The organism is Mesorhizobium oxytropidicola, assembly GCF_056174625.1.
In genome coordinates, this window is record NZ_CM149692.1 from 3,413,132 (window position 1) to 3,434,136 (window position 21,005).

A 21,005-nucleotide genomic window follows, 5' to 3' on the forward strand; every position below is an offset into this window, starting at 1 on the left:
ACGACCAATGAAGCATATTTCCAGGATTCTTGCTGCGGCGGCGGTGTCGCTGGCGACGGCTCTCCCGGCCTATGCCGAGACGACGCTGACGGTTCACTACCCGATGCCCGGCTTCTTCAAGAACGTCATGGACACGATCTCGAAGAAGTTCATGGAAGAAAATCCCGACATCAAGATCCAGTTCGCCAGCCCGTCCGCGACTTATGAAGAAGGCATCCAGACCATTCTTCGCCAGGCCGGCACCGACGAGATGCCCGACATCACCTTCATCGGCCTCAACCGCCTGCGCATGCTCAATGAGCGCGACGTTGCCGTCGATCTCGGCCCGCTGGTCAAGAAGGAAGGCAATATGGCGGAGCTCGGCTTCTCCGACACGATCCTGAAGCTGGCGCAGGTCAACGGCAAGCAGGTTGGCCTCGCCTTCGCCACCTCCAACCCGATCATGTACTACAACGCCGACCTGGTGAAAGCGGCCGGCGGCGACCCGGACAATCCGCCCAAGACCTGGGATGAGGTCATCGCGCTCGGCGGCAAGATCAAGGCGCTCGGCAACGGCGTCGACGGCATCGACTTCCGCTGGCAGGGCGACGACTGGATGTTCTCGGCGCTTTTGTTCGGCGCCGGCGGCAAGATGCTGAACGAGGACGAAAGCAAGGTCGCCTTCAACGGACCGGAAGGCGAGAAAGCGGTCGAGATCCTCGAGCGGATGGTGAAGGAGGGCGGCATGCCGGTCTTCACCAAGCCGGCGGGCGAGCAGGCTTTCGCGGCCGGCAAGGTCGGCTTCGAATTCCAGACCACGGGTGCGCTGGTCAACACGATCAAGAATGTCGGCGACAAGTTCACGCTGCGCACCGCCAAGATCCCGCTGATCGATCCGGTCAATGGCCATCTGCCGACCGGCGGCAATGCCGTGGTCATCCTGACCAAGGACACGGCCAAGCAGGAAGCCGCCTGGAAGTTCGCGAAATTCGCCGCCGGTCCCTATGGCGCTTCCGTCGTCGTGCCGGGCACCGGCTATGTTCCCAACAACGAGCTCGCGGCAAAATCTCCCGACTATCTCGGCGATTTCTACAAGAAGAACCCACTGTTCCAGGCCGGGCTCAGCCAGATGCCGCTGATGGTTCCTTGGTATGCCTTCCCGGGCACCAACGGTGTCAAGGTAACGCAGACGATCGTCGACAATCTGTCGCGCATCGTCGACCAGTCGGCCTCGCCCAAGGAAGCGCTCACCGACGCAGCAAGCGATGTCGAGGGCATGCTGCCGACGCAGTAACGGCGTCTCATTGCGGGTCTTCCCTTCTCCCCTTGTGGGAGAAGGTGTCGCCGAAGGCGACGGATGAGGGGTGCTCCAGAAAGCACCAACGCCTCACTCCGCTGGAACACCCCTCAACCGTCTCGGCGCTGCGCGCCGATCCACCTTCTCCCACAAGGGGAGAAGGGAAAAGAGCGCTACATCGGCCTGTAGACCCGCTCCGCCGTGTTCCAGAAGATATCGGCCTCGGCGGCCGCGCCGTGCTTTGCCACCGCATTGCGGTGCGCCTTGATCAGTTCGGCGTGGCTGGTCCACAGCTTCTCGATCGGGAAATTCGAGCCAAACATCAGATGGCCAGAGCCCAGAATGTCGATCGCATTGTCGACGATATAGGCGATCAGCGCCGGATCGTTGCGGTGGACGAAGGTGCCGAGACCGGAGAGCTTGGCGTAAAAATTCGGCGCTGCCGACAGCGTGCGCAGGCCAGCCTTCCAGGCTTCGGTGGTTTCCGGTTCCATGCCAGTCAGCATGCCGGCATGGGTGAGGATGAAGTTGGTTTGCGGATTCTCACCGACCAGCGTCAGCCCATCTTTCATCTGGGCGGGGAAGAGCTGCAGGTCGAAGGACAGGCCATAATCCTTCAGTCTGGCCACATTGGCGCGCACCTTGGGGTCGATGACCTGGTCGGCCGAGGCGGCAAAGCGGAAGGCCGGCGTCTCGTGCCAGTGCAGTTGCATGCGCACGCCGCGCAGCAGCTTGTATTTCATCAACCGGTCGATCTGCGGCCTGACATCGTCGACCGTCATGTCGGCATAGCCGACGATGGCGTGCGGCCAGCCGGTTTCGCCAGCCGTCTTCTGCAGGAAGGCAACTTCCTTCTCGAAATCCTCCTTCGCCCAGTTGGTCTGGACATAGACGGCCTTCTCGACGCCGGCGCCTTTCTGGTCGGCCAAAAACTCTTCGATCGGGTAGTCGCGGCGGATCGGCTCGTAGGGGCCGAAGATGCGCGGCACCATCGGCCCGACCAGCCAGGGCTGGTCCCGTTGGCGCCAGATGTGGAAATGTGCGTCGATGGCTTTCTGCATCACGATACCCTTTTCCAGATTGTCGATGCCGTGGGGGCGGGGCGGGCGAGCGACAGGATGAAATCGGTGAGGCTGGTCAGCGAAGAGCCGTCGATGAGATCGTCGAGGTCAGGCAGGATGGCGCGAAGCGCCGCCGTGGCTGGCCGGAAGCGCGGATCGCCGGCCAAAGGTGTTGCCAACGACAGCCGGAACGCGCGGGCGCGCAGCCTGCGTATCGCGGTCTCCAACTCGCCATGGTCGCCGCGCTCCAGAGCATCCGACAGGATGACGACTGCCGCACCGCGCGCGAAGGACGAAAAGCGCGGTACGGAGAGGAATGCGAGCAGCGTCGGCCCCATGCGGGTGCCGCCGTCCCAGTCGTCGACCTGCGCCGCCGCGCGGGCCAGCGCGTGGTCGCGGTCGCGGATGCGAAAGGCCGGGGTGATGCGGGTCAGCCGCGTGCCGAAGGTGAAGATCTCGGCGCGGTCCGCGCCTTGCACGGCGGCATGCGCCAGCTTGAGATAGTCCGCCGTGTGCAGCTTCATCGAGCCGGAGACGTCGATCAAGAGCAGCAGCTTGCGTGGCACGGTCTGGCGACGGCGGAGCAGCGGCGAGGGGATGTCGCCATCGGCGCTGACGATTTCGCGCAGCGAGCGGCGTAAATCGAGCTTGCCACGCGAATGGGTGCGCACGGTGCGGAAGGAGCGACGGGCGGGCAGGGCGGCGGACAGTTTTCGGCGAAAGGCTGTCAGCCTGTCGTCCCCGCGCTGGAAATCACGGGTGCTCAATTGCTCCAGGGCGGAGGATAGCTCGCCGCCTTCCTGGCTGCGCTCGGCCTCGATCCGCTCGTCGTCGGCGCCGCCATCATCCTTGATGCGGGTTTCCTCGTCGGCGTCGCCTTCGACCACGGCTGAAGTGTTGCCGAAGAAATGGCTCTGGAAATGCGCTTCGAATTCGTCGCGGCGGTCGGGAGGTGGTGCCAGTGTGGCAAGTGCGGCTTCGCGGATGTCGGCCATCGAGCGGGGGCCGAGCAAGGTCACCGCCTGCATGAAGTTGGAAACTTGTTCGGGTGCGCTAGCGAAGGCGTGGTGGCGCAGCCGCCGGGCGAAGCCGAGGAAGGGCGCGGCGGCCGGAGGTAGGCTCTCCTCGCCCCGTTTACGGGGGTCCGAAGGACGGGTCGAGACAGGCGGCTCGACCCCCGATGCCGGCAGGCAGGTGAGGGGCAGCGCCGGCCTCTGGCCACCATGGCGCTGCCCCTCATCCGCCCCTTCGGGGCACCTTCTCCCGTAAACGGGGAGAAGGGATTGTCGACGTCCCGGCTCACGCCAGCGCCTCCTCGACAATCCGGCCAAGCTCAGGCGCGATGTAGGACAAATCTTCCTCGTCCTTGATCAGCACGCCGATGGCGCGGCGGAAGGCTTCGGGCCAGGGGCTGCCGCCTTTTTCCAGGATGGTCGCGGCATTGGCCCATTCGACGGCCTCGGCGATGCCGGGCGGCTTGGCCAGCGGCCGGGCGCGGATGGTCTGCACGGCTGCCGCCACGGCGCGTGCGGTGGCCTCAGCCACATCGCCGGCGCGCAGCATGATGATGGCGGCCTCGCGCTCGGCGTCTGGATAGCCGATCCAGTGGTAGACGCAGCGCCGGCGCAATGCTTCGGCGAGCTCGCGGGTGCGGTTCGAGGTCAGGATGACGATCGGTTGTGCGGTGGCGCGGATGGTGCCGCGCTCGGGAATGCTGATCTGGAAATCCGAGAGGAATTCCAGAAGCAGCGCCTCGAATTCATGGTCCGAACGGTCGATCTCGTCGACCAGCAGCACGCGCTGTTCCGGTGCGCGCAGCACTTGGAGCAGCGGCCGGGCAATCAGGAACCGGTCGTCATAGATGTCGATCTCGTGTTCGCCGGCATGGCGGATGGCGAGCAACTGGCGCTGGTAGTTCCATTCGTAGAGCGCATGCGCGGCATCGATGCCTTCATAGCATTGCAGCCGCACCAGATCGCGGCCGAGCAGCTCGGCGATCGCCTTGGCCACTTCCGTCTTGCCGACGCCCGGCGCCCCTTCGAGCAGCAACGGCTTGCCGAGTCTGATGGCCAGGAAGATGGCGGTGGCCAGGCTGTCATCGGCGAGATAGCGCGAGGCGGCGAGATGCTGCGCTACCGCCTCCGGCGAGGTCGCAACAGTCTCGGCGTTTACCTCGGGCATGTCAGGTCGCCGCTTGCGCCTTGAGCGCGCGCAAAATGCGCTCCGGCGTGATCGGCAGCGTGTCGATGCGCACGCCGACGGCGTCGAAGACGGCGTTGGCAACCGCAGGGATTTGCGGATTGGCACACATTTCACCCGGGCCCTTGGCTCCGTAAGGCCCGTCGGCCGAGGGCCGTTCCAGCACGATGATCTCGGTCTCGGCGAGGTCGCCCGGACCCGGCATCAGATATTGGTTGAAGTCGGTGCCGCCATGGTCGCGGTTGGGATAATAGGGCTCGGTCGTCTCGTAGAGCGCGTGGCTGATGCCCATCCAGGAACCGCCGACCAGCTGCTGCTCGACCATTTTCGGGTTCAGCGCACGGCCGATCTCGAAGACGTTCTTCACCGTCAGCACGGTCACTTCGCCGGTCTCGTCGTCGACCTCGACCTCGGCCACCGTGCAGGCATGCGCATAGCAGGTCGACGGCTTCATCGCGCCGGTTTCCTTCTCCGGATAGGAGCGCGGGATCAGGAACATGCCGCGCCCCGAAATCGAGCGGCCGCGCTTGAAATGCGCCGACAAAGCGACATCGAAGATCGAGATCGACTTTTGCGGCGCACCCTTGACCAATATGTTGCCCTGGCCATCGGTCTCGAGGTCGGAGGCATTCACCTCCAGTTCCTCGGCTGCCACTTCCAGCATCACCTGGCGAGCTTCCTTGGCGGCCTGGATGACGGCGTTGCCGGCGCGGTGCGTGCCGCGCGAGGCGAAGGTGCCCATGCAGTGCGGGCCGGTATCGGTGTCGGCGGTGTCGACGACGACACGGTCGGTCGGCACGCCGATCGTCTCGGCGCAGATCTGCGCCATGATCTGTTTCATGCCCTGGCCGAGATCGACAGACGACAGCGTCACCATGAAATTGCCGGTCGGTGTCGAATGCACCAGCGCCTGGGTCGGGTCGCCGCCAAGATTCATGCCTGTGGGATAGTTGATGGCGGCAACGCCGCGTCCACGCTTGATCGCCATCTCACGCTCCGTTCTTGTAGGAAGACATCGCCATGTATTTCTCCGCCACCGGCCAATTGGCGGCGCGCGAGGCTTCCTGCATGCATTCGATCAAGGCCGCCCCCTCCGTCGGCTGGCGATGCGCCTTCATGTCGCCATCGCGATAGGCATTGATGAAGCGGAATTCGAGCGGGTCCATGCCGATCAGCCGTGCCAGCTTGTCCATCTGCACCTCCAGCGCGAAATCGCCGATGGTGACGCCGAAGCCGCGCATGGCCGACGACGGTGTGCGGTTGGTGTAGACGCAGTACGTGTCGATCCAGACATTCGGGATGGTATAGGGGCCGGGATAGTGCCCGGCACCCTTCTGCGCGCCATAGGGCGAATGGCGGGAGTAGGCGCCGGCATCGGTGTAGCCGGTGACTTTCCGCGCGATGATGCGGCCGTCCTTCATCACCCCGTCCTTGATGACGACCTTTTCGGCCGCGCGGGGCGATGAGATCTGCATCTCCTCCTCGCGGCTGTAGATGAAGGAGACCGGGCGGCCGGTGAGCTTGGCGCCGAGAATGGCGATCGGCTCGACGATGACGTCGACCTTGCCGCCAAAGCCGCCGCCCACCGTGCCGCCGACGAAATGCAGCTTCGAGCCCGGCATCTGCAGGATGATCGAGGTGTTGTCGAGCGTGAAGAACATCGCCTGTGTGTTGGTGTAGCAGGTGAAGCGGTCATTGCCTTCGGGCGCCACCACGCAGCCGGTGGTCTCGGTCGGCGCATGCTCGATCGGCGAGGATTGGTAGCTCTGCTCCAGGATGTGGTCGGCGCCGGCGAAGCCCACCTCGACATCGCCGAAGCGTACCTTGCGGCACTCGCCGCTGTCATAGAGATAATAGTTCTGGCCGTGATATTCGTTGACCAGCGGCGCGCCGGGCTTCAGCGCTTCCTCCATGTCGAAGACGGCCGGCAGCACTTCGTAGTCGACCTTGACCTTGGCGGCGGCCTCTTGCGCGGCGCGTTCGGTCTCGGCCAGCACCGCCACCACGGCTTCGCCCTTCCAGCGCACCTTGCCGTCGGCCAGCACCGTCTCGTCCTCGGGGCCGATCTGGATCAGGATCAGGATGGTGTAGACATTGTGCGGCACGTCCTTGGCGGTCAGCACCTTGACCACGCCCGGATGCTTTTCGGCCTCCGATGTGTCGATCGAACGGATGCGGGCGTGGTGGTGCGGGCTGCGCACCATCTTCAGGTGCAGCATGCCGGGAAAGGTGCGGTCGGCGAAAAAGGCGGTCTTGCCGGTGACATGGCCGGGCGAATCCGAGCGGGGCCGGGGCTGGCCGACTTCGTGCAGATCGTCCTTGCGGACATCGGCGAAGTAATTCTTGCGCAATTCCATGTTGCTTTCCCCTCAGGCCGCGTTCTGCGAATTGGCACGGGCCGCGGTGAGCACCGCCTGGATGATCGGCTCGTAGCCGGTGCAGCGGCAGATGTTGCCCGACAGCGCCTCCACCACCTCGTCGCGGCTGGGGTTGGGCGTGTGGTCGAGCAGCACCTTGGCGGCCATGATCATGCCCGGCGTGCAGAAGCCGCATTGCGTGGCGAAAGTGTCGAGGAAGGCGCGCTGCAGCGGATGCAACACGCCGCCTTCGGCAAGGCCCGATGTCGTGGTGATGGCTGTCCCGTTGCAGGTTTCGGCCAAAGTCAGACAGGAAAGCCGGAGTTCGCCGTCGATGATGACCGAACAGGCGCCGCAAGTGCCTTGGTGGCAGCCGCCTTTCGGCGAGGTATCGCTGATCTTGTCGCGCAAGGCGTTGAGCAACGTCGTTCCGCTGTCGATGAATTCGGCTTTTTCCGAGCCGTTGAGCGTGAATTGAACCGAGACCTTCGCCATGTTTCCTCCTTGCGCGTCTGCCCGACGGAGCGGACAGACGCGCGCCCCCCAACGGGTGATTTCAGGTCAGCAGCAGCCGGCCGAGATGGACAGGCAGGACTTCAGCGCGGTACCAGGCGCTGGCGATCGGATCGGTGATCGGCGCGATGCCTTCGGTGGCGGCGGCCAGTGCCGCCGCGATGCCGTTCTGATCAAGCGACTTTCCCTTGAGCGCCTTTTCCGCCGCCTTGGCACGCAGCGGCCGGTCAGCCATGCAACCAAGCGCGATCCGCGCCGAAGACACGGTGCCGTCGGCAGCCTGTTCCAGAACCGCGGCGATGCTCAGCACCGAGACACCCTTGGGCTTGACCCGCGACACTTTCAGGAAGCGGAAGCCGTCGGCCTTCGGCAGCGTGAAGCTGACTGAGGTGACGATGGTGCGGCTGTCGTCTCGCCCGGACAGAAAAGCCTCGATCGGCAATTCGCCGTCCTCGGTGCCGACCGTGGCGTCTAGCGCCAGCAGCGCCACGGCGAAGTCGCCATAGGGCGCCGGCGCGAACAGATTGCCGCCGACGGTCGCCATGTTGCGGATCGCCGGGCCGCCGACAGCGCGTGCGGCCTTGGCGAGGATGGCGAGCCCGGGATGACGGGCGATCGCCGCCATGGTCACTGAGGCACCGATGCAGACCTTGCCGCCGGCGACCGTGATGGCCGACAAAGCCGGGTCGGTCGACCTGACAAGGCCGGAGACCGAAACATCGCCTTCATTGGCCGCGCGGACCACGAGTGTACCCCCGCCGAGATAGCGGGTGCCGGCCGCCTTCAGCGCCGCGTTGGCGTCCTTCACGGTCGAGAATGTCTGGAGGGCAAGCGCCATGGAACACTCCTGTTCAATTCAGCTCTGGCCGGCGAAATGGCTTTTCAAGGCATTGAAGCCGCCCTGGAAGACATTGGCGCCCATGCCGGCGGCGATCTTGTCGGCTTCTTCGGGTGCCGCATCGAAGCTGGCGGTCCATTCGGCATAGGTGCGGTCGCCATCGGTGACGCGGCGCAATTGCAGCGTCGCCTTGTGGTTGGTGAGCGGCTGCGGCGTCTCCAGGATGGAATAGCTGACGAGGAAGTTGTCATCGGAGAAGTCGAGCAGTTTTTCGCGCAGCCGCGCGCCGGTGATCAGCTCGAAATTGCGCACGCAGCCGATGGTCGAGGCGTCCTTGCCGTCCTCGATATGGCTTTCGACCATGCGCGGATGCCAGCCCGGCAGGCCGTTGAAGTCGCGTATGCGTGCCCAGACTTTTTCGACCGGCGCGTCGATGACACTGGAGATGGTGACTTTTGCCATAAGACGTTCCCTTGCGAATGCGACAGCTGGCCAAGGGTAGGGCGCCGGTCCGGGCGCCGCTTATCAAAGCGTCTTGTGCGCGTATCAAGGAGTCTGAAAAAGCGGGCAGGCCAGTTCAGGCCGTTGCCCGCGCGGCCTCGCGGTAGAGCGTCGGCGGCACGCCGACGTGGTCGCGGAAGAAACGCGAGAAATTGCCTTGCGTGGTGAAGCCGAGACTGCAGGCGACCGAGATCAGCGGCTCCTGCGACCACTGCAGCTGCCGCACCGCTTCCTCCATGCGCAGCGTGTTCCAGTAGACGTTGGGCGTCAGATTGGTCTGTTCCTTGAACAGCGCGAAGAAATGCGGCCGCGACAGGCCGACGCTGCGCGCCACGTCATCGAAGGAGATGCGCTCGCAGACATTGGCCCTCATCAGCTGGATTGCCTTGCGGACGCGGAAATCCTGCATGGTGTTGATGCGGATGCGCGCCTCATGCGGCGCCGAGGCATCGGCGGCATCGAGCACGCTATCGATGAAGCGCTCGATCTCGTAATTGGCGACATCGTCGACGCTCTCATTGTCTGTCAGATGGTCGAGCAGACTGGCGGCGGCCTGGTGCAGCCAAGGCTCCAGCGTGATGGCGGCCTGGGCAAACAGTGGCGCGGAAGAGGGCAGGTCGCGGCGGCGGCGCGCCCAGTCGGGATCGATGTAGAAGGCGAGGAACAGACCGGGCGTCCCGTTTTGCGATAGAACGTGGCTGTGCGGCTGGAAGGAATTGATGCCGGCGGCGGTGCATGGTCCAAGCCGCACCGTTTCGCGGCCGATGGTCATCTCGCCGGCGGTGCCTTCGAGCCAGATGATCAGATGGGCCTCGACATGGGCATGGGTGACGAAGTCGCTTGCGACATTCAGGACAGAAACATGTCCGAACCGGCCCCAGTAGAGCCTGATCGCGTCCGTCATGGGTATATCCTCCCGCAGACGACTGGCCTCCCTTCGCCTGCATCGAGGATTGTGCGGCCGGTTTCCGGTTTCCGTCAAGGCATCGGCTGTTGGCCGGTAGCCATGGCGGACCGCTTCTGCCGATTTTCAGACTGAGCGATAGGCACCGGAACGAATAGCGCTTCGGTGCAAACCCGATCAGTCGCTGCGCCTGAAATTGCGGATGCGGTCGAACAGCACCGCCAGCAGGATGGCGCCGCCGATGAAGACGCCCTGCCAGAAGGCGTTGATGCCAAGCAGGCCAAGGCTGTTGCGGATCACCTCGATGAGGGCCGCGCCGACAATGGCGCCGAAGGCGGTGCCGACGCCGCCGGCCAGGTTGGCGCCGCCGATGACGGTGGCGGCGATGACCTGCAGCTCCATACCGGTGCCGAGATTGGTGGTGACCGCACCCAGCCACCCGGTCTGGATGATGCCGGCAATGCCGGCCGACAGCGCCGAGATCATGTAGACGGCGACCTTGATCTGCTTCACCGGAACGCCGGTCAGGGTGGCGGCGTGCTCATTGCCGCCAATGGCGAAGATGTGCCGGCCGAATTTGGTCCAGCGTAGGATGAAGCCGGTGATCAGCGCCAGCAGGATCATGTAGAGCACGGGATTGGCGATACCGAATACCCAGGCGCCGCCGCCGAGCGCCAGCAACTTGTCGTGGTCCGGCCCGAACTGGAAGACGACCGTGTTGTTGGAGGCGACCATGGCCAGGCTGCGGGCGATCGATAGCATGCCGAGCGTCACCACGAAGGGCGGGAAGCCGAGATAGGCGATCAGAACGCCGTTGAAGGCGCCGATGGCAAGTGCGGTTGCGATCGAGGCCAGGATGCCGATTTCGATCGAGTAGCCGGCATGCATGGTAACGGCCAGCACCATGGACGACAGGCACAGAACCGAGCCGACCGACAGGTCGATGCCGCCGGTGATGATGACGAAGGTCATGCCGAGCGCGATGATGGCAACGAAGGTGATGTTGCGGGTGATGTTGTAGAGGTTCTTCGGCGTCGCGAAGGCGTCAGTGGCGAACGACAGGAAAATGCAGGCGAGGATGACGGCTATCACCACCCAGAAGGTCTGGGTGGAGAACAGCCGCGACAGGAAACTGTGCTGCTTCTGTGCGATCGTCTGGTCAAGGGTGACTGCCATTATCGACCTTTCCTGCCGGCTGCGATACGCGCCAGCCTGGTGAAATTAGCCGCGCTTACGAGACCTGCTCGATGGCGCCGGTGATGAGCCCGGTGACTTCCTCGGGCGAGCTCGATGCGATTGCCTTGTCGGCGACCTTGCGTCCGCGCCGCATGACGATGACGCGGTCGGCGACGTCGAACACGTCGGGCATGCGGTGGCTGATCAGCACAACCGCGATGCCCTGGTCGCGCAGATGGCGGATCAGGTTGAGCACTTCGGCGACCTGCCTGACCGAGATCGCCGCCGTCGGTTCGTCCATCAGCACGATCTTGGCCTGCGACAGCATAGTCCGCGCGATCGCAACCGCCTGGCGCTGGCCGCCCGACATCTGCTTGACGAGATCGCGCGGGCGGGTCTCGGATTTCAATTCGGCAAAGAGCTGGCCGGCGCGCTTGTACATCGCGGCATAGTCGAGAATGCGGAACGGGCCGACGCCGCGCCGCAGCTCGCGGCCGAGATAGACATTGGCGGCGGCCGTCAGATTGTTGCAGAGCGCAAGATCCTGGTGGACGATCTCGATGCCGTGCTGGCGGGCTTCCGACGGCTTGTTCAGGATCAATTCCTTGCCATCCATGCGCATGGTGCCATGGCTCGCGTGGAAATTACCGGCGATCATCTTGACCAGCGTCGACTTGCCCGCGCCATTGTCGCCCATCAGGCCGACGACCTGGCCGGGTTCGATCGACAGCGACACGTCGTTGACAGCCTGGATGGCGCCAAAATGCTTCGAGATATTGGTGAGTTCGAGAACCGCCACCAGCCTATAGCCTCCCCATGCCTTGCTGCCTGCCTGTTCCAGGTCGCAGCTCTTACATCGTGCTCCCCATTCCTCCCGGAAGCAACGTTGAGCGGCATTTACGCGAATGCTCGCGCGTGCGTCAATTGTCGAAATATGCTATTTGTCAGACGAATAGTGACATACGGTTCCGAAAAATCCGTTTTGTAGGACAAATAGCAATTGACGTTGGCGCCGCGCCGTTATTAGTTGATGGTCGGAGAAAGATACCTGGTCCCAAGCCGTCGTTGCAGCGGGACCGGCGGGAGGTCATCGGCCGTTCCGGCTCGTTGCCGGTCCGGTCGCATCTGAAAATGCTTATCGGCCATGCCTGGCGGCACGAGCGTTGGCTCTGCCATTTCGCATCAGGTCGATTTGTGTGGCGGGCACGCCGTGCCCGTTTGTTTCCAAGGGAGGACTGACATGAGGAAAACAGTATTGCTCGCCGCCGTCGCCGCCATGGCGCTGGGCGCCGGGCCGGCTTTGGCCAAGAAGCAGCTCGTCATCGTGGTGAAAGGTCTCGACAATCCATTCTTCGAAGCCATCCATCAGGGCTGCGAGAAATGGAACAAGGAAAACGCCAGCTCGGAATATGAGTGCTTCTACACCGGTCCGGCGTCGACTTCCGACGAGGCCGGCGAGGCACAGATCGTCCAGGATATGCTGAGCAAGGCCGACACGGTGGCGATGGCGATTTCACCGTCCAACGCGCCACTGATCGCGCAGACGATCAAGACCGCCAATCCGACGATCCCGATCATGACCGTCGACGCCGACCTCAGCAAGGAAGATGCAGCACTTCGCAAAACCTATCTCGGCACCGACAACTATCTGATGGGTCACAAGATCGGCGAGTATATCAAGAAGGGCAAGCCGAATGGCGGCACGATCTGCACCATCGAGGGCAATCCCGCGGCCGACAACATCCTGCGCCGTGCCCAGGGCATGCGCGACGCACTGTCGGGCAAGGAAGGCCTCGCTGCACTTGCCGGCGAAGGCGGCTGGACGGAAGTTGCCGGCTGTCCGGTGTTCACCAATGATGACGGTGCCAAGGGCGTGCAGGCGATGACCGACATCCTCGCCGCCAATCCCAAGCTCGATGCCTTCGGCATCATGGGCGGCTGGCCGCTGTTCGGCGCCCCGCAGCCCTATCGCGATCTGTTCGGGCCGCTCAAGGACCGGATAGCCAAGAACGACTTCGTCATCGGCGCCGCCGACACGATCGGCGACGAAGTGGCGATCGCCAAGGATGGCCTGGTCACCGCGCTGGTTGGCCAGCGGCCGTTCGAAATGGGCTACAAGGCGCCTTCTGTGATGATCGATCTCATCAAGGGTACCAAGGTCGCCGATCCGGTGTTCACCGGCCTCGACGAATGCACCAAGGACACGGTCGACACATGCATCCAGAAGTAAGCTGATGATTTCGGGGCGCTCGGCAGCGGGCGCCCGTCCCTTTGAATTCCTGGACAAGACGCTGTGGCGAGGGGCAACAGGCTCCGGCCTTGACGCGTCCGTGGTTTGGATTTTCGGCAACGGGATCGGCGCCGTGCAGCTCCGGATCAATCCGGGTGACGGACGACCGACCTACTGGAACGTGGATGCCGGACGAGAAGGCAAAGAAACAAGCCAGCCGGGCCAAGGCGCAAGCCAACCGCGATCCGGGGGTCGTGCGCAGGGCGGATGCGGTACACTTTCCCGGATCCAGCGTTCATGCTTCGCTCGCCAGCGAGATTGGTCTGCGGATCGTGCGCGGCGACTATCCGCCCGGCAGCATCCTGCCCAACGAGGCCAAATGGGCCGAAACCTTCAATGTCAGCCGCTCGGCGGTGCGCGAGGCGATGAAGATGCTGATGGCCAAGAGCCTTTTGGCGTCACGCCCCAAGATCGGCAGCTGGGTCGAGCCGAAGGAGCGCTGGAACCTGCTCGACCGCGACGTGCTGGCCTGGTACGCGACCGCGCCCGACCGCGAAGCCTTCCTGCGCACCGTGCAGGAATTCCGCCACATCATCGAACCGGAAGCCTCCGCCTTTGCCGCCATGCGGCGCAGCGACGAGCAGATGGCCGAGATCAGCCTCGCCTGCCGCGAGATGGGCGAGGCTGCGAACCTGCCGGAACGCATCCGCGCCGACACCCGCTTTCACCTCGCCATCCTGCGGGCCTCGGGCAACGACCTTTTGGTGCCGCTCGGCGTGCTGATCGAGTCGGCACTCGACCATCTCTTCGTCTTCACGACACGCCAGGTCGGCGACCAGAACCGGGCGCAGAAGCTGCACGAGGCGATCGAGAAGAACATCCGCCTGCAACGGCCGGCGGCCGCGCGTAACGCCGTGCACAAGCTGCTCGCCGACACCGATGAGGGGATCGGAAGCCGGCGGCGGTAAGCCGTCCGGCCGTTAGAGCAATTCCAGGAAAAGTGTGAAGCGCTTTCTCTTGGGAATTGCGTCAAAACAAAGAGTTTGAGCCTTAAATCGTCTGCTTCTTGCCATCCTTGGTCGGCATCAGGTCGACGCCGTTAACCTTGGCGATATGCGTTGCCAGCATCGGCACGAACTGTTCGGCCGGGCCGGTGGCATGGGCGCCGGCGAAGGAATTCTTGGTGGCGTTGCCGAGCGGGTTGGCGATGCCGGCGGCACCCGCCATGGATTCCAGATAGGTCAAGTCCTTGAAAGCGTTGGCGATGGTGAATTTATGGGCGTCGCGGTCGCCTTCCAGCGTCCAGCGCATGAAGGTCTGGTAGAAGCCGCAATCCATGCGGCCGTTGCGGATGACACTGTCGAAACGCGGCGGCGAGATGCCGACCTTTTCGGCCAAAGCCAAGGCCTCGGAATAGATAGCGGCGTAGCCGAGCGAGATGAAATTGTTGAGCAGTTTCATGCGGTGGCCGTCGCCGGTGTCGCCGATATGGACGATGCGGCCGGCCCACGTTTCGATCACCGGCTTGACCCTGGCGAAGAGGGCGTCTGGCGCGCCGACCATGGCGTCGAGCGTGCCTTCCCAGGCCTCCTTCGGCGTACGGCTCAGCGGCGCGTCGACATAGTCGATGCCCAGCGCCTTGAGTTCGGCCGCAAGCGCCACGGTCGAGACCGGATCCGAGGTCGAGCAGTCGACGACGACCGAGCCTTTTTTCAAGCCTTCCTTGAGGCCGCCGGGGCCACGAATGATCGCCTCCACTTCGCGCGAGCCGGTGACGCAGATGAAGACGATGTCGGACGCTGCCGCGACATCGCGCGAGGTGGCGGCCTCCTTGGCGCCGCGGCCAAGGAGATCCTCCGCGGGTTTGCGGTTCTTGCGGCCAAGGAATGTCAGCGGATAGCCCTTGTCGACGATATTCTTGGCGATGCCATGCCCCATCAGGCCAAGGCCGACGAAGCCGATCTTTTCGCGCGCGGTGGTGGTGTTCATGTCGTCGTCCTATCCCGGATTATCGATAATTGCGATGCCGTTTTAGCCATATGCGGTTGCAGAAAGCAATATTGTCTGACAATAGACGGTTATTCCAGAGCCTGTTGTGGAGACCAGAATGACGAAGCGGATCATGTTCACCGGCGGCAGCGGCAAGGCTGGGCGTCACGTCGTGCAATATCTTGTCGAGCAGGGCTGCCAGGTGCTCAATATCGACACCAAGCCGCTCGACAATCCCAAGGTGCGCACGCTGATCACCGACATCACCGACAGCGGGCAGGTGTTCAACGCGCTGTCGAGCTATATGGGCCTGCATGAGTTCGATCCGTCGCTGCGCCCGCAGCCGGTGGATGCGGTGGTGCATTTCGCCGCCATCCCGCGCATCATGATCACGCCGGACAATGAGGTGTTCCGCATCAATGCGATGGGCACCTACAACGTCATCGAGGCCGCGGTGAAGCTCGGCATCCGCAAGGTGATCGTCGCCTCGAGCGAGACGACCTACGGACTGGTGTTCGCCAACGAACCGCGCGATCCCAAATATTTCCCGCTCGACGAGGAGTATGACGTCGACCCGATGGACAGCTATGCGCTGTCGAAGATCGTCAACGAGAAAACCGCGCGTGCCTTCGCGCAGCGCAATGGCACCGATATCTACGCGCTGCGCATCGGCAATGTCATCGAGCCGCATGAATATTCGCTGTTCCCGAAATGGTTTGCCGATCCCGGCTTCCGCAAGCGCATCGCCTGGAGCTATATCGACGCGCGCGACCTTGGCCAGATCACGCTGCGCGCCATCGAAAAGGACGGGCTGGGCTACCAGGTGTTCAACGCCGCCAATGACGACACCTCGTCCGACTTGCCGACGGCCGAACTCCTGAAGCGGTTTTATCCCAACGTGCCGGTCAAGGCAGAACTCGGCGAATACGAGACGCTGCTGTCGAACCGCAAGGCGCGCGACATGCTCGGCTTCCGCCCGGAGCACAGCTGGCGCAAATATGTAAAAACCGCTTGAGCAAGCGGCTAAATGAGGCTGGCTTGTGCATAGCGGCGCGCTTTGCGGCCCAACCGCCCCGTGGTGCTTGACAGCTTCCGCAAACCGGCCTTTCTGAAGCGTATGCGGGACGCAAAGCCGAACAAGGAAAAACCGCCGAAGAAGCCGGCATCCGGCGAGCGCCAGGCTGGCGTTCGTCGACCCGACGCGGCACGCATTCCCGGCGCCAGCGTGCACACCTCGCTGGCCAGCGAAATTGGCCTGCGGATCGTGCGCGGCGACTATCCGCCCGGCACCATCCTGCCCAATGAGGCCAAATGGTCGGAAACCTTCAGCGTCAGCCGCTCGGCGGTGCGCGAGGCGATCAAGATGCTGATGGCCAAGAGCCTTTTGGCTTCACGTCCCAAGATCGGCAGTTGGGTCGAGCCGAAGGAGCGCTGGAACCTGCTCGACCGTGACGTGCTCGCCTGGTACGCGACGTCACCTGACCGCGAGGTGTTCCTGAAGACGGTGCAGGAGTTCCGCCACATCATCGAACCGGAAGCGACCGCCTTTGCCGCCCTGCGGCGGACCGACGAGCAGATGGCCGAGATCAGCCAGGCTTGCCGCGAGATGGGCGAGGCGGCCAGCCTGCAGGAGCGCACGCGCGCCGACACGCGCTTCCACCTCGCCATCCTGCGGGCCTCGGGCAACGATCTTCTGGTGCCGCTCGGCGTGCTGATCGAATCCGCATTCGATCATCTGTTCGCCTATACGACGCGGGCGGTCGACGACCTCAATCATGCGCAGAAGTTGCATGAGGCGATCGAGAAGAACATCCGCCTGCAGCGCCCGGACGCGGCGCGCGCCGCGGTGCGGAAATTGCTGGCCAACACCGATCACGTGATCAAGTCGCGCTAGACAGCTGATCAGCCAGCAGCACGATTGCTCTGGCTATTGGCGCGCAAATCCCGGCGGAAGGTCATTGCACATACTTCGGGTCTGGAGCCACGGATTTGCCGGCTGTGGCGTTGCTGCGCGCTCAGAATGCGCCGATATTGGCGCAAACGGCGGCCGGTTTTCGTAGCCGCCGACAGGAAAACGCCTTTGACCCGACCCGATTTGAGCCGGCCGAGCTCCGGCATCGACAGCTCCTATGCCTGGACGCGGCTCGCCATCTCGATGGTGCTGGCGACGATCGGGGCGGTCGGCATGTGGGCCGTCGTCGTGGTGCTGCCCGCCGTGCAGGCGGAATTCGGCGTCGACCGCGCCGCGGCATCCATGCCTTACACGGCGACCATGGTAGGCTTCGCCGCCGGCAATGTTCTGGTCGGCCGCGCCATCGATCGCATGGGCTATTGGATCCCGGCGCTGATCTCCTCGGTGGCGCTCTCGGCGGGCCTGCTGCTTGCCGCGTTGTCGACCTCGATCCTGCAATTCACCCTTGCCCAGGGGGTGCTGATCGGTGTCGGCACGTCGGTGATCTTCGGGCCGCTGATCGCCGACATCTCGCACTGGTTCAACCGCCGGCGCGGCGTCGCCGTCACGGCGGCGGCCGCCGGCAATTACCTCGCCGGGGCGCTCTGGCCGACCATCATGCCGACGCTGATCAAGGCGGAAGGCTGGCGCTTCACCTATGCCGCGATCGGCATCTTCTGCCTGGTCACCATGGTGCCGCTGGTGTTGATGTTGCGGCGCGGCGCGCCGGAGGCCGCGGCCGCCGGCTCGCCGGGAAGCCGGTCGGTGCAGCCTATTCCCATGTCGCCGGCGGCGTTACAGGTGCTGCTGGTCATCGCCGGGCTCGGCTGCTGCGTGGCGATGTCGATGCCGCAGGTGCACATCGTCGCCTATTGCATGGATCTGGGCTACGGCATGGCGCATGGCGCCGACATGCTGTCGATCATGATGGCGGCGGGTGTCGTCAGCCGGCTTGCCTCGGGCTTCATCGCTGATCGCATCGGCGGCGCGAAAACCCTGGTCATCGGCTCGGTGCTGCAATGCCTGTCGCTGCTGTTTTACATCCCGTTTGACGGGCTCGCCTCGCTCTATGTCGTGTCGCTGGTCTTCGGCCTGTCGCAAGGCGGCATCGTGCCTTGCTACGCGATCATCGTGCGCGAGTATCTGCCCGCCAAGGAAGCCGGCCAGCGCATCGGCATCGTCATGATGGCAACGATCTTCGGCATGGCGATAGGTGGCTGGATGTCGGGCTGGATCTACGACCTGACCGGTTCCTATGCCGCTGCCTTCCTCAACGGTATCGCGTGGAATTTGCTGAACATACTGGCTGTCGGGCTGTTCATGTGGAAGGCAAGGCACCGGGCCGTCGTGGCAGCCTGAGACACCTCGGCTTGACAATAGGCAGGCACTGCGCGACCCCAGAGGCCATGGGGTGCGGCAACGGGCCGGTGAGATGGCGAAAGCTCAGATAATCGTATTGCCGACGCGCTTCGGCGGTCACGCGCACGGGCGGTGGCCTTGATCAAGCCGCGCTCGCGCCGGGGCGGCGGCCGCCCGACCATAGCGGATGTCGCGCGCAAGGCCGGCGTCGGCGCCATCACAGTGTCGCGCGCGCTGCGCGAGCCGGAGCGCGTTAGCCAGGATTTGCGCCGCCAGATTCAGGCCGCCGTCGATGAGCTCGGCTATGTGCCGGACCCCAATGCGCGGGCGCTGGCCTCGGCGCGCGCCGAGGTGTTTGGCGTGCTGGTGCCTTCGCTCACCAACAACGTCTTCGCCGAGGTGGTGCGCGGCATCTATGACAGCCTGTCGGACAGCCCGTTCCGCATCCAGCTCGGCAACACGCACTATTCCGGCCTCGAGGAAGAGCGGCTCTTACAGGTGTTCGGCTCGCAGCGGCCGGCAGCGCTGATCGTCGCCGGCATCGACCAGACGCCAACCTCGCGAAAACTGCTGGAGAATGCCGGTTGCCCGGTGGTGCAGGTGATGGAGACCGGGCCCGATCCAGTCGACATGCTGGTCGGCTTCTCGCATTTCGACGGCGGCAGGACGGCGACCGAACACCTGATCGAGGCGGGCTACCGGCGGATCGGCTTCATCGGCGCGCGCATGGATCCGCGCTCGCAGCGGCGCCTTGCCGGCTACCGCGCAGCGATGGAGAAAGCCGGCCTGTTCGACCCGCGCCTGGTCACCACCACGCCGGTCCTGTCCAGCGTGCCGCTCGGCCGCGAATTGTTCCGCGACGCGCTGGCCAAAATGCCGACGCTCGACGGCGTGTTCTGCAACAATGACGACATCGCGCTCGGCGTGCTGTTCGAATGCCATCGGGCCTCGATCGACGTGCCGAAGACGATCGGCATCGTCGGCTTCAACGACCTCGACATGATGCAGGTGGCCTTTCCCTCGATCACCAGCATCCGCACCTACCGCTACGAAATCGGCAGGCGCGCGGTCGCCATGGCGCTGGCGGCGATCGCCGGTGACAGGCCGCAGGAGCGGATCGTCGACCTCGGCTTCGAGCTCATGCGCCGGGAGAGCACAGCGCGCTGAACCCGCTTTCGAGAAGGCCTGCAAATGGCGCTTTACACTACGTCATGGTAGCGCTACCATTTTCGCGGCGCGGGTATCGCCATTTATGCGCTAGGTCTGTTTATTATACATAAGCAACAGCTCAAGCTTGTTTATTATGGATAATATGATAGATTTCACCCGGCTGAAGGGGGAGCGGCAAGGGGAGGGATCGCGGAGGTCTTCGGCACCTGGCAGACGTGACTGGGCAAGGCGGAGGAGCCGCCCAGAAACGCGGAAATTCCACAAAACTGAACCGACAATCAGAACTGCAATCGGGAGGATTATCGATGATCAAGTCACTTGTTGGTGGCATCGTTGCCGCCACTGCATTCGTCATGTTGAGCTCGTCGGCGATTGCCGCAGGCCCTGAAATTGTCAAGGGCCCGGCTGCCGAGCCGGATTGCTTCGCACCCTGGGCCGCGGACACGCTGTTCTTCAAGTTCCCCAAGAAGGCGGGCCCATACCGCATTGCGCTCGCCAACGGCTATATCGCCAACACATGGCGCATCCAGATGGTGCAGACCGCGAAGGCCTATGCGGCGCAGAAGGACGTCGCGGCGAAGCTGAAGGAATTCAAGGTCGTCTCGACCGGCGAAGACGTGCCGGCGCAGATTTCGGCGATCAACAACTTCATCGATTCCGGCTACGACGCCATCGTCGTCAACGCGCAGAACCCGACCGCCTTCGGGCCGGTGATCAAGCGCGCCAAGGAAGCTGGCGTCGTGCTGGTTGCCTTCGACAACATTCTCGACACCAAGGACGCCATCAACGTCAATGTCGACCAGAAGGGCCTTGGCGAACTGTGGGGCAAATGGCTGGTCTCGCATGTGCCGAACGGCGGCAAGGTGCTCGAGGTGCGCGGCGTTGCCGGGACATCGGTCGACACCGACCGTCACAATGGCATCCACGAGGTTCTCGATGCCTCCGGCAAGAAATGGGCCGTCACCGAGGTCGTCGGCAAGTGGGATGACGGGGTTGCGCAAAAGGCTTCGGCCGACGCAATCGCCACCAACGGCCCCTTCGACGGCGTCACCGGACAGGGCGGTGACACCGGCATCGTGCAGGCGATGATCGATGCCAAGCATCCGTTCGTGCCGTTCGGCGGCGAGACCGAAAACGGCTTCCGCAAGTTCTGCGCGGCCCACGCGGCCGACGGGTTGAAATGCTCGTCAGCCGGTACCGGCCCGGCGCAGGTGGCGGTTGCCATCAAGACGGCGATCGCAGCGCTTGAAGGCAATGTCGTCCCGCAGTCGGTCAAGCTGCCGCTGGCGATCGTCGAGGATCCGAACTTCAAGGCCGGTCAGGATTTCTTCCCCGACCAGTCCGACAATTTCTTCGTCGGCAACTCCTTCCCGACCTGCGGGATCAATTTCACCGCGCAGGAAATCATGGGACAGACCAAGGCAGACCAGTAGGCCGCACTCCCGGCGCCGTGGGATCTCTCACGGCGCCGGTCACTTTAT

At 63.8% G+C, this 21,005-nt stretch carries 20 protein-coding genes; 8 read left to right on the forward strand and 12 right to left on the reverse strand.

Going from position 1 to position 21,005, the window contains the following annotated elements:
* Window positions 1-7: 7 nt before the first annotated feature.
* Complete coding sequence (locus AC0V8S_RS17090; RefSeq protein ID WP_475438461.1) at window positions 8-1,273, forward strand: ABC transporter substrate-binding protein; 1,266 nt, start codon at window positions 8-10, stop codon at window positions 1,271-1,273.
* 176 nt (window positions 1,274-1,449) lie between these two features.
* Here the strand turns inward: AC0V8S_RS17090 and AC0V8S_RS17095 are convergent, their stop codons facing one another.
* From AC0V8S_RS17095 to AC0V8S_RS17145, 11 genes are all read right to left on the reverse strand, one after another.
* Window positions 1,450-2,337 carry an amidohydrolase family protein gene (locus AC0V8S_RS17095; RefSeq protein WP_475438642.1) on the reverse strand — a complete coding sequence of 296 codons (888 nt, stop codon included), beginning with the start codon at window positions 2,335-2,337 and terminating at the stop codon, window positions 1,450-1,452.
* Window positions 2,337-3,413 (reverse strand): VWA domain-containing protein, encoded by a 1,077-nt coding sequence (locus AC0V8S_RS17100; protein WP_475438643.1) that lies wholly within the window; start codon window positions 3,411-3,413, stop codon window positions 2,337-2,339. Before AC0V8S_RS17100 ends, AC0V8S_RS17095 begins: the two co-directional genes overlap by 1 nt.
* A gap of 223 nt (window positions 3,414-3,636) precedes the next feature.
* On the reverse strand, window positions 3,637-4,518 hold the full coding sequence (locus AC0V8S_RS17105) for an AAA family ATPase (protein WP_475438462.1): 882 nt from the start codon (window positions 4,516-4,518) through the stop codon (window positions 3,637-3,639).
* Window position 4,519: 1 nt separating this feature from the next.
* Window positions 4,520-5,524 carry a xanthine dehydrogenase family protein molybdopterin-binding subunit gene (locus AC0V8S_RS17110; protein WP_475438463.1) on the reverse strand — a complete coding sequence of 335 codons (1,005 nt, stop codon included), beginning with the start codon at window positions 5,522-5,524 and terminating at the stop codon, window positions 4,520-4,522.
* 1 nt (window position 5,525) lies between these two features.
* Window positions 5,526-6,893, reverse strand: coding sequence for a xanthine dehydrogenase family protein molybdopterin-binding subunit (locus AC0V8S_RS17115; protein ID WP_475438464.1), 1,368 nt, complete (start codon window positions 6,891-6,893; stop codon window positions 5,526-5,528).
* 12 nt (window positions 6,894-6,905) lie between these two features.
* Window positions 6,906-7,388, reverse strand: a complete 483-nt coding sequence (locus AC0V8S_RS17120) for a (2Fe-2S)-binding protein (protein ID WP_475438465.1) — start codon at window positions 7,386-7,388, stop codon at window positions 6,906-6,908.
* Window positions 7,389-7,449: 61 nt separating this feature from the next.
* On the reverse strand, window positions 7,450-8,244 hold the full coding sequence (locus AC0V8S_RS17125) for an FAD binding domain-containing protein (RefSeq protein WP_475438466.1): 795 nt from the start codon (window positions 8,242-8,244) through the stop codon (window positions 7,450-7,452).
* 18 nt (window positions 8,245-8,262) lie between these two features.
* On the reverse strand, window positions 8,263-8,706 hold the full coding sequence (locus tag AC0V8S_RS17130; RefSeq protein ID WP_096447636.1) for an SRPBCC family protein: 444 nt from the start codon (window positions 8,704-8,706) through the stop codon (window positions 8,263-8,265).
* A 115-nt stretch (window positions 8,707-8,821) separates the two neighbouring features.
* Window positions 8,822-9,649, reverse strand: coding sequence for a helix-turn-helix domain-containing protein (locus AC0V8S_RS17135; protein ID WP_475438467.1), 828 nt, complete (start codon window positions 9,647-9,649; stop codon window positions 8,822-8,824).
* A 177-nt stretch (window positions 9,650-9,826) separates the two neighbouring features.
* Window positions 9,827-10,825 (reverse strand): ABC transporter permease, encoded by a 999-nt coding sequence (locus tag AC0V8S_RS17140; protein ID WP_475438468.1) that lies wholly within the window; start codon window positions 10,823-10,825, stop codon window positions 9,827-9,829.
* Window positions 10,826-10,880: 55 nt separating this feature from the next.
* Window positions 10,881-11,624, reverse strand: a complete 744-nt coding sequence (locus AC0V8S_RS17145; RefSeq protein ID WP_183460997.1) for an ATP-binding cassette domain-containing protein — start codon at window positions 11,622-11,624, stop codon at window positions 10,881-10,883.
* 441 nt (window positions 11,625-12,065) lie between these two features.
* On the opposite strand from AC0V8S_RS17145, the gene AC0V8S_RS17150 reads away from it, so the two are divergent.
* Both AC0V8S_RS17150 and AC0V8S_RS17155 read left to right on the forward strand, forming a co-directional pair.
* Window positions 12,066-13,055 carry a sugar-binding protein gene (locus AC0V8S_RS17150; RefSeq protein ID WP_095202057.1) on the forward strand — a complete coding sequence of 330 codons (990 nt, stop codon included), beginning with the start codon at window positions 12,066-12,068 and terminating at the stop codon, window positions 13,053-13,055.
* 185 nt (window positions 13,056-13,240) lie between these two features.
* A complete protein-coding gene (locus tag AC0V8S_RS17155) occupies window positions 13,241-14,023 on the forward strand; it encodes a FadR/GntR family transcriptional regulator (protein WP_183460995.1) in 783 nt (260 codons plus the stop codon).
* Between the two features lie 82 nt (window positions 14,024-14,105).
* On the opposite strand, the gene AC0V8S_RS17160 is transcribed toward AC0V8S_RS17155, so the two are convergent.
* Window positions 14,106-15,044 carry an NAD(P)-dependent oxidoreductase gene (locus AC0V8S_RS17160; protein ID WP_475438469.1) on the reverse strand — a complete coding sequence of 313 codons (939 nt, stop codon included), beginning with the start codon at window positions 15,042-15,044 and terminating at the stop codon, window positions 14,106-14,108.
* 118 nt (window positions 15,045-15,162) lie between these two features.
* Between AC0V8S_RS17160 and AC0V8S_RS17165 the strand changes: the two genes are divergently transcribed.
* The 5 genes from AC0V8S_RS17165 to AC0V8S_RS17185 all read left to right on the forward strand — a co-directional run bounded on the left by AC0V8S_RS17165 (window position 15,163) and on the right by AC0V8S_RS17185 (window position 20,957).
* Complete coding sequence (locus tag AC0V8S_RS17165) at window positions 15,163-16,059, forward strand: NAD-dependent epimerase/dehydratase family protein (protein ID WP_096447624.1); 897 nt, start codon at window positions 15,163-15,165, stop codon at window positions 16,057-16,059.
* A 102-nt stretch (window positions 16,060-16,161) separates the two neighbouring features.
* Entirely contained in the window at window positions 16,162-16,938 is a 777-nt protein-coding gene (locus AC0V8S_RS17170; protein WP_095202283.1) for a FadR/GntR family transcriptional regulator, read from the forward strand.
* A gap of 186 nt (window positions 16,939-17,124) precedes the next feature.
* The gene (locus AC0V8S_RS17175; protein WP_475438470.1) at window positions 17,125-18,354 is read left to right on the forward strand and encodes an MFS transporter; all 1,230 of its coding nucleotides are present in this window, start codon (window positions 17,125-17,127) and stop codon (window positions 18,352-18,354) included.
* Between the two features lie 138 nt (window positions 18,355-18,492).
* The gene (gene gntR, locus AC0V8S_RS17180; RefSeq protein WP_475438471.1) at window positions 18,493-19,521 is read left to right on the forward strand and encodes an HTH-type transcriptional regulator GntR; all 1,029 of its coding nucleotides are present in this window, start codon (window positions 18,493-18,495) and stop codon (window positions 19,519-19,521) included.
* 308 nt (window positions 19,522-19,829) lie between these two features.
* On the forward strand, window positions 19,830-20,957 hold the full coding sequence (locus AC0V8S_RS17185) for a sugar ABC transporter substrate-binding protein (RefSeq protein ID WP_095202062.1): 1,128 nt from the start codon (window positions 19,830-19,832) through the stop codon (window positions 20,955-20,957).
* Window positions 20,958-21,005 lie beyond the last annotated feature (48 nt).

Excerpts from the sequence above, each read along its gene's own strand:
- AC0V8S_RS17090 (WP_475438461.1), top strand. The coding sequence starts at position 8 with ATGAAGCATATTTCCAGGATTCTTGCTGCGGCGGCGGTGTCGCTGGCG.
- AC0V8S_RS17095 (WP_475438642.1), bottom strand. The coding sequence starts at position 2,337 with ATGCAGAAAGCCATCGACGCACATTTCCACATCTGGCGCCAACGGGAC.
- AC0V8S_RS17105 (WP_475438462.1), bottom strand. The coding sequence starts at position 4,518 with ATGCCCGAGGTAAACGCCGAGACTGTTGCGACCTCGCCGGAGGCGGTA.
- AC0V8S_RS17110 (WP_475438463.1), bottom strand. The coding sequence starts at position 5,524 with ATGGCGATCAAGCGTGGACGCGGCGTTGCCGCCATCAACTATCCCACA.
- AC0V8S_RS17115 (WP_475438464.1), bottom strand. The coding sequence starts at position 6,893 with ATGGAATTGCGCAAGAATTACTTCGCCGATGTCCGCAAGGACGATCTG.
- AC0V8S_RS17120 (WP_475438465.1), bottom strand. The coding sequence starts at position 7,388 with ATGGCGAAGGTCTCGGTTCAATTCACGCTCAACGGCTCGGAAAAAGCC.
- AC0V8S_RS17125 (WP_475438466.1), bottom strand. The coding sequence starts at position 8,244 with ATGGCGCTTGCCCTCCAGACATTCTCGACCGTGAAGGACGCCAACGCG.
- AC0V8S_RS17130 (WP_096447636.1), bottom strand. The coding sequence starts at position 8,706 with ATGGCAAAAGTCACCATCTCCAGTGTCATCGACGCGCCGGTCGAAAAA.
- AC0V8S_RS17135 (WP_475438467.1), bottom strand. The coding sequence starts at position 9,649 with ATGACGGACGCGATCAGGCTCTACTGGGGCCGGTTCGGACATGTTTCT.
- AC0V8S_RS17140 (WP_475438468.1), bottom strand. The coding sequence starts at position 10,825 with ATGGCAGTCACCCTTGACCAGACGATCGCACAGAAGCAGCACAGTTTC.
- AC0V8S_RS17150 (WP_095202057.1), top strand. The coding sequence starts at position 12,066 with ATGAGGAAAACAGTATTGCTCGCCGCCGTCGCCGCCATGGCGCTGGGC.
- AC0V8S_RS17155 (WP_183460995.1), top strand. The coding sequence starts at position 13,241 with ATGCCGGACGAGAAGGCAAAGAAACAAGCCAGCCGGGCCAAGGCGCAA.
- AC0V8S_RS17160 (WP_475438469.1), bottom strand. The coding sequence starts at position 15,044 with ATGAACACCACCACCGCGCGCGAAAAGATCGGCTTCGTCGGCCTTGGC.
- AC0V8S_RS17165 (WP_096447624.1), top strand. The coding sequence starts at position 15,163 with ATGACGAAGCGGATCATGTTCACCGGCGGCAGCGGCAAGGCTGGGCGT.
- AC0V8S_RS17170 (WP_095202283.1), top strand. The coding sequence starts at position 16,162 with ATGCGGGACGCAAAGCCGAACAAGGAAAAACCGCCGAAGAAGCCGGCA.
- AC0V8S_RS17185 (WP_095202062.1), top strand. The coding sequence starts at position 19,830 with ATGATCAAGTCACTTGTTGGTGGCATCGTTGCCGCCACTGCATTCGTC.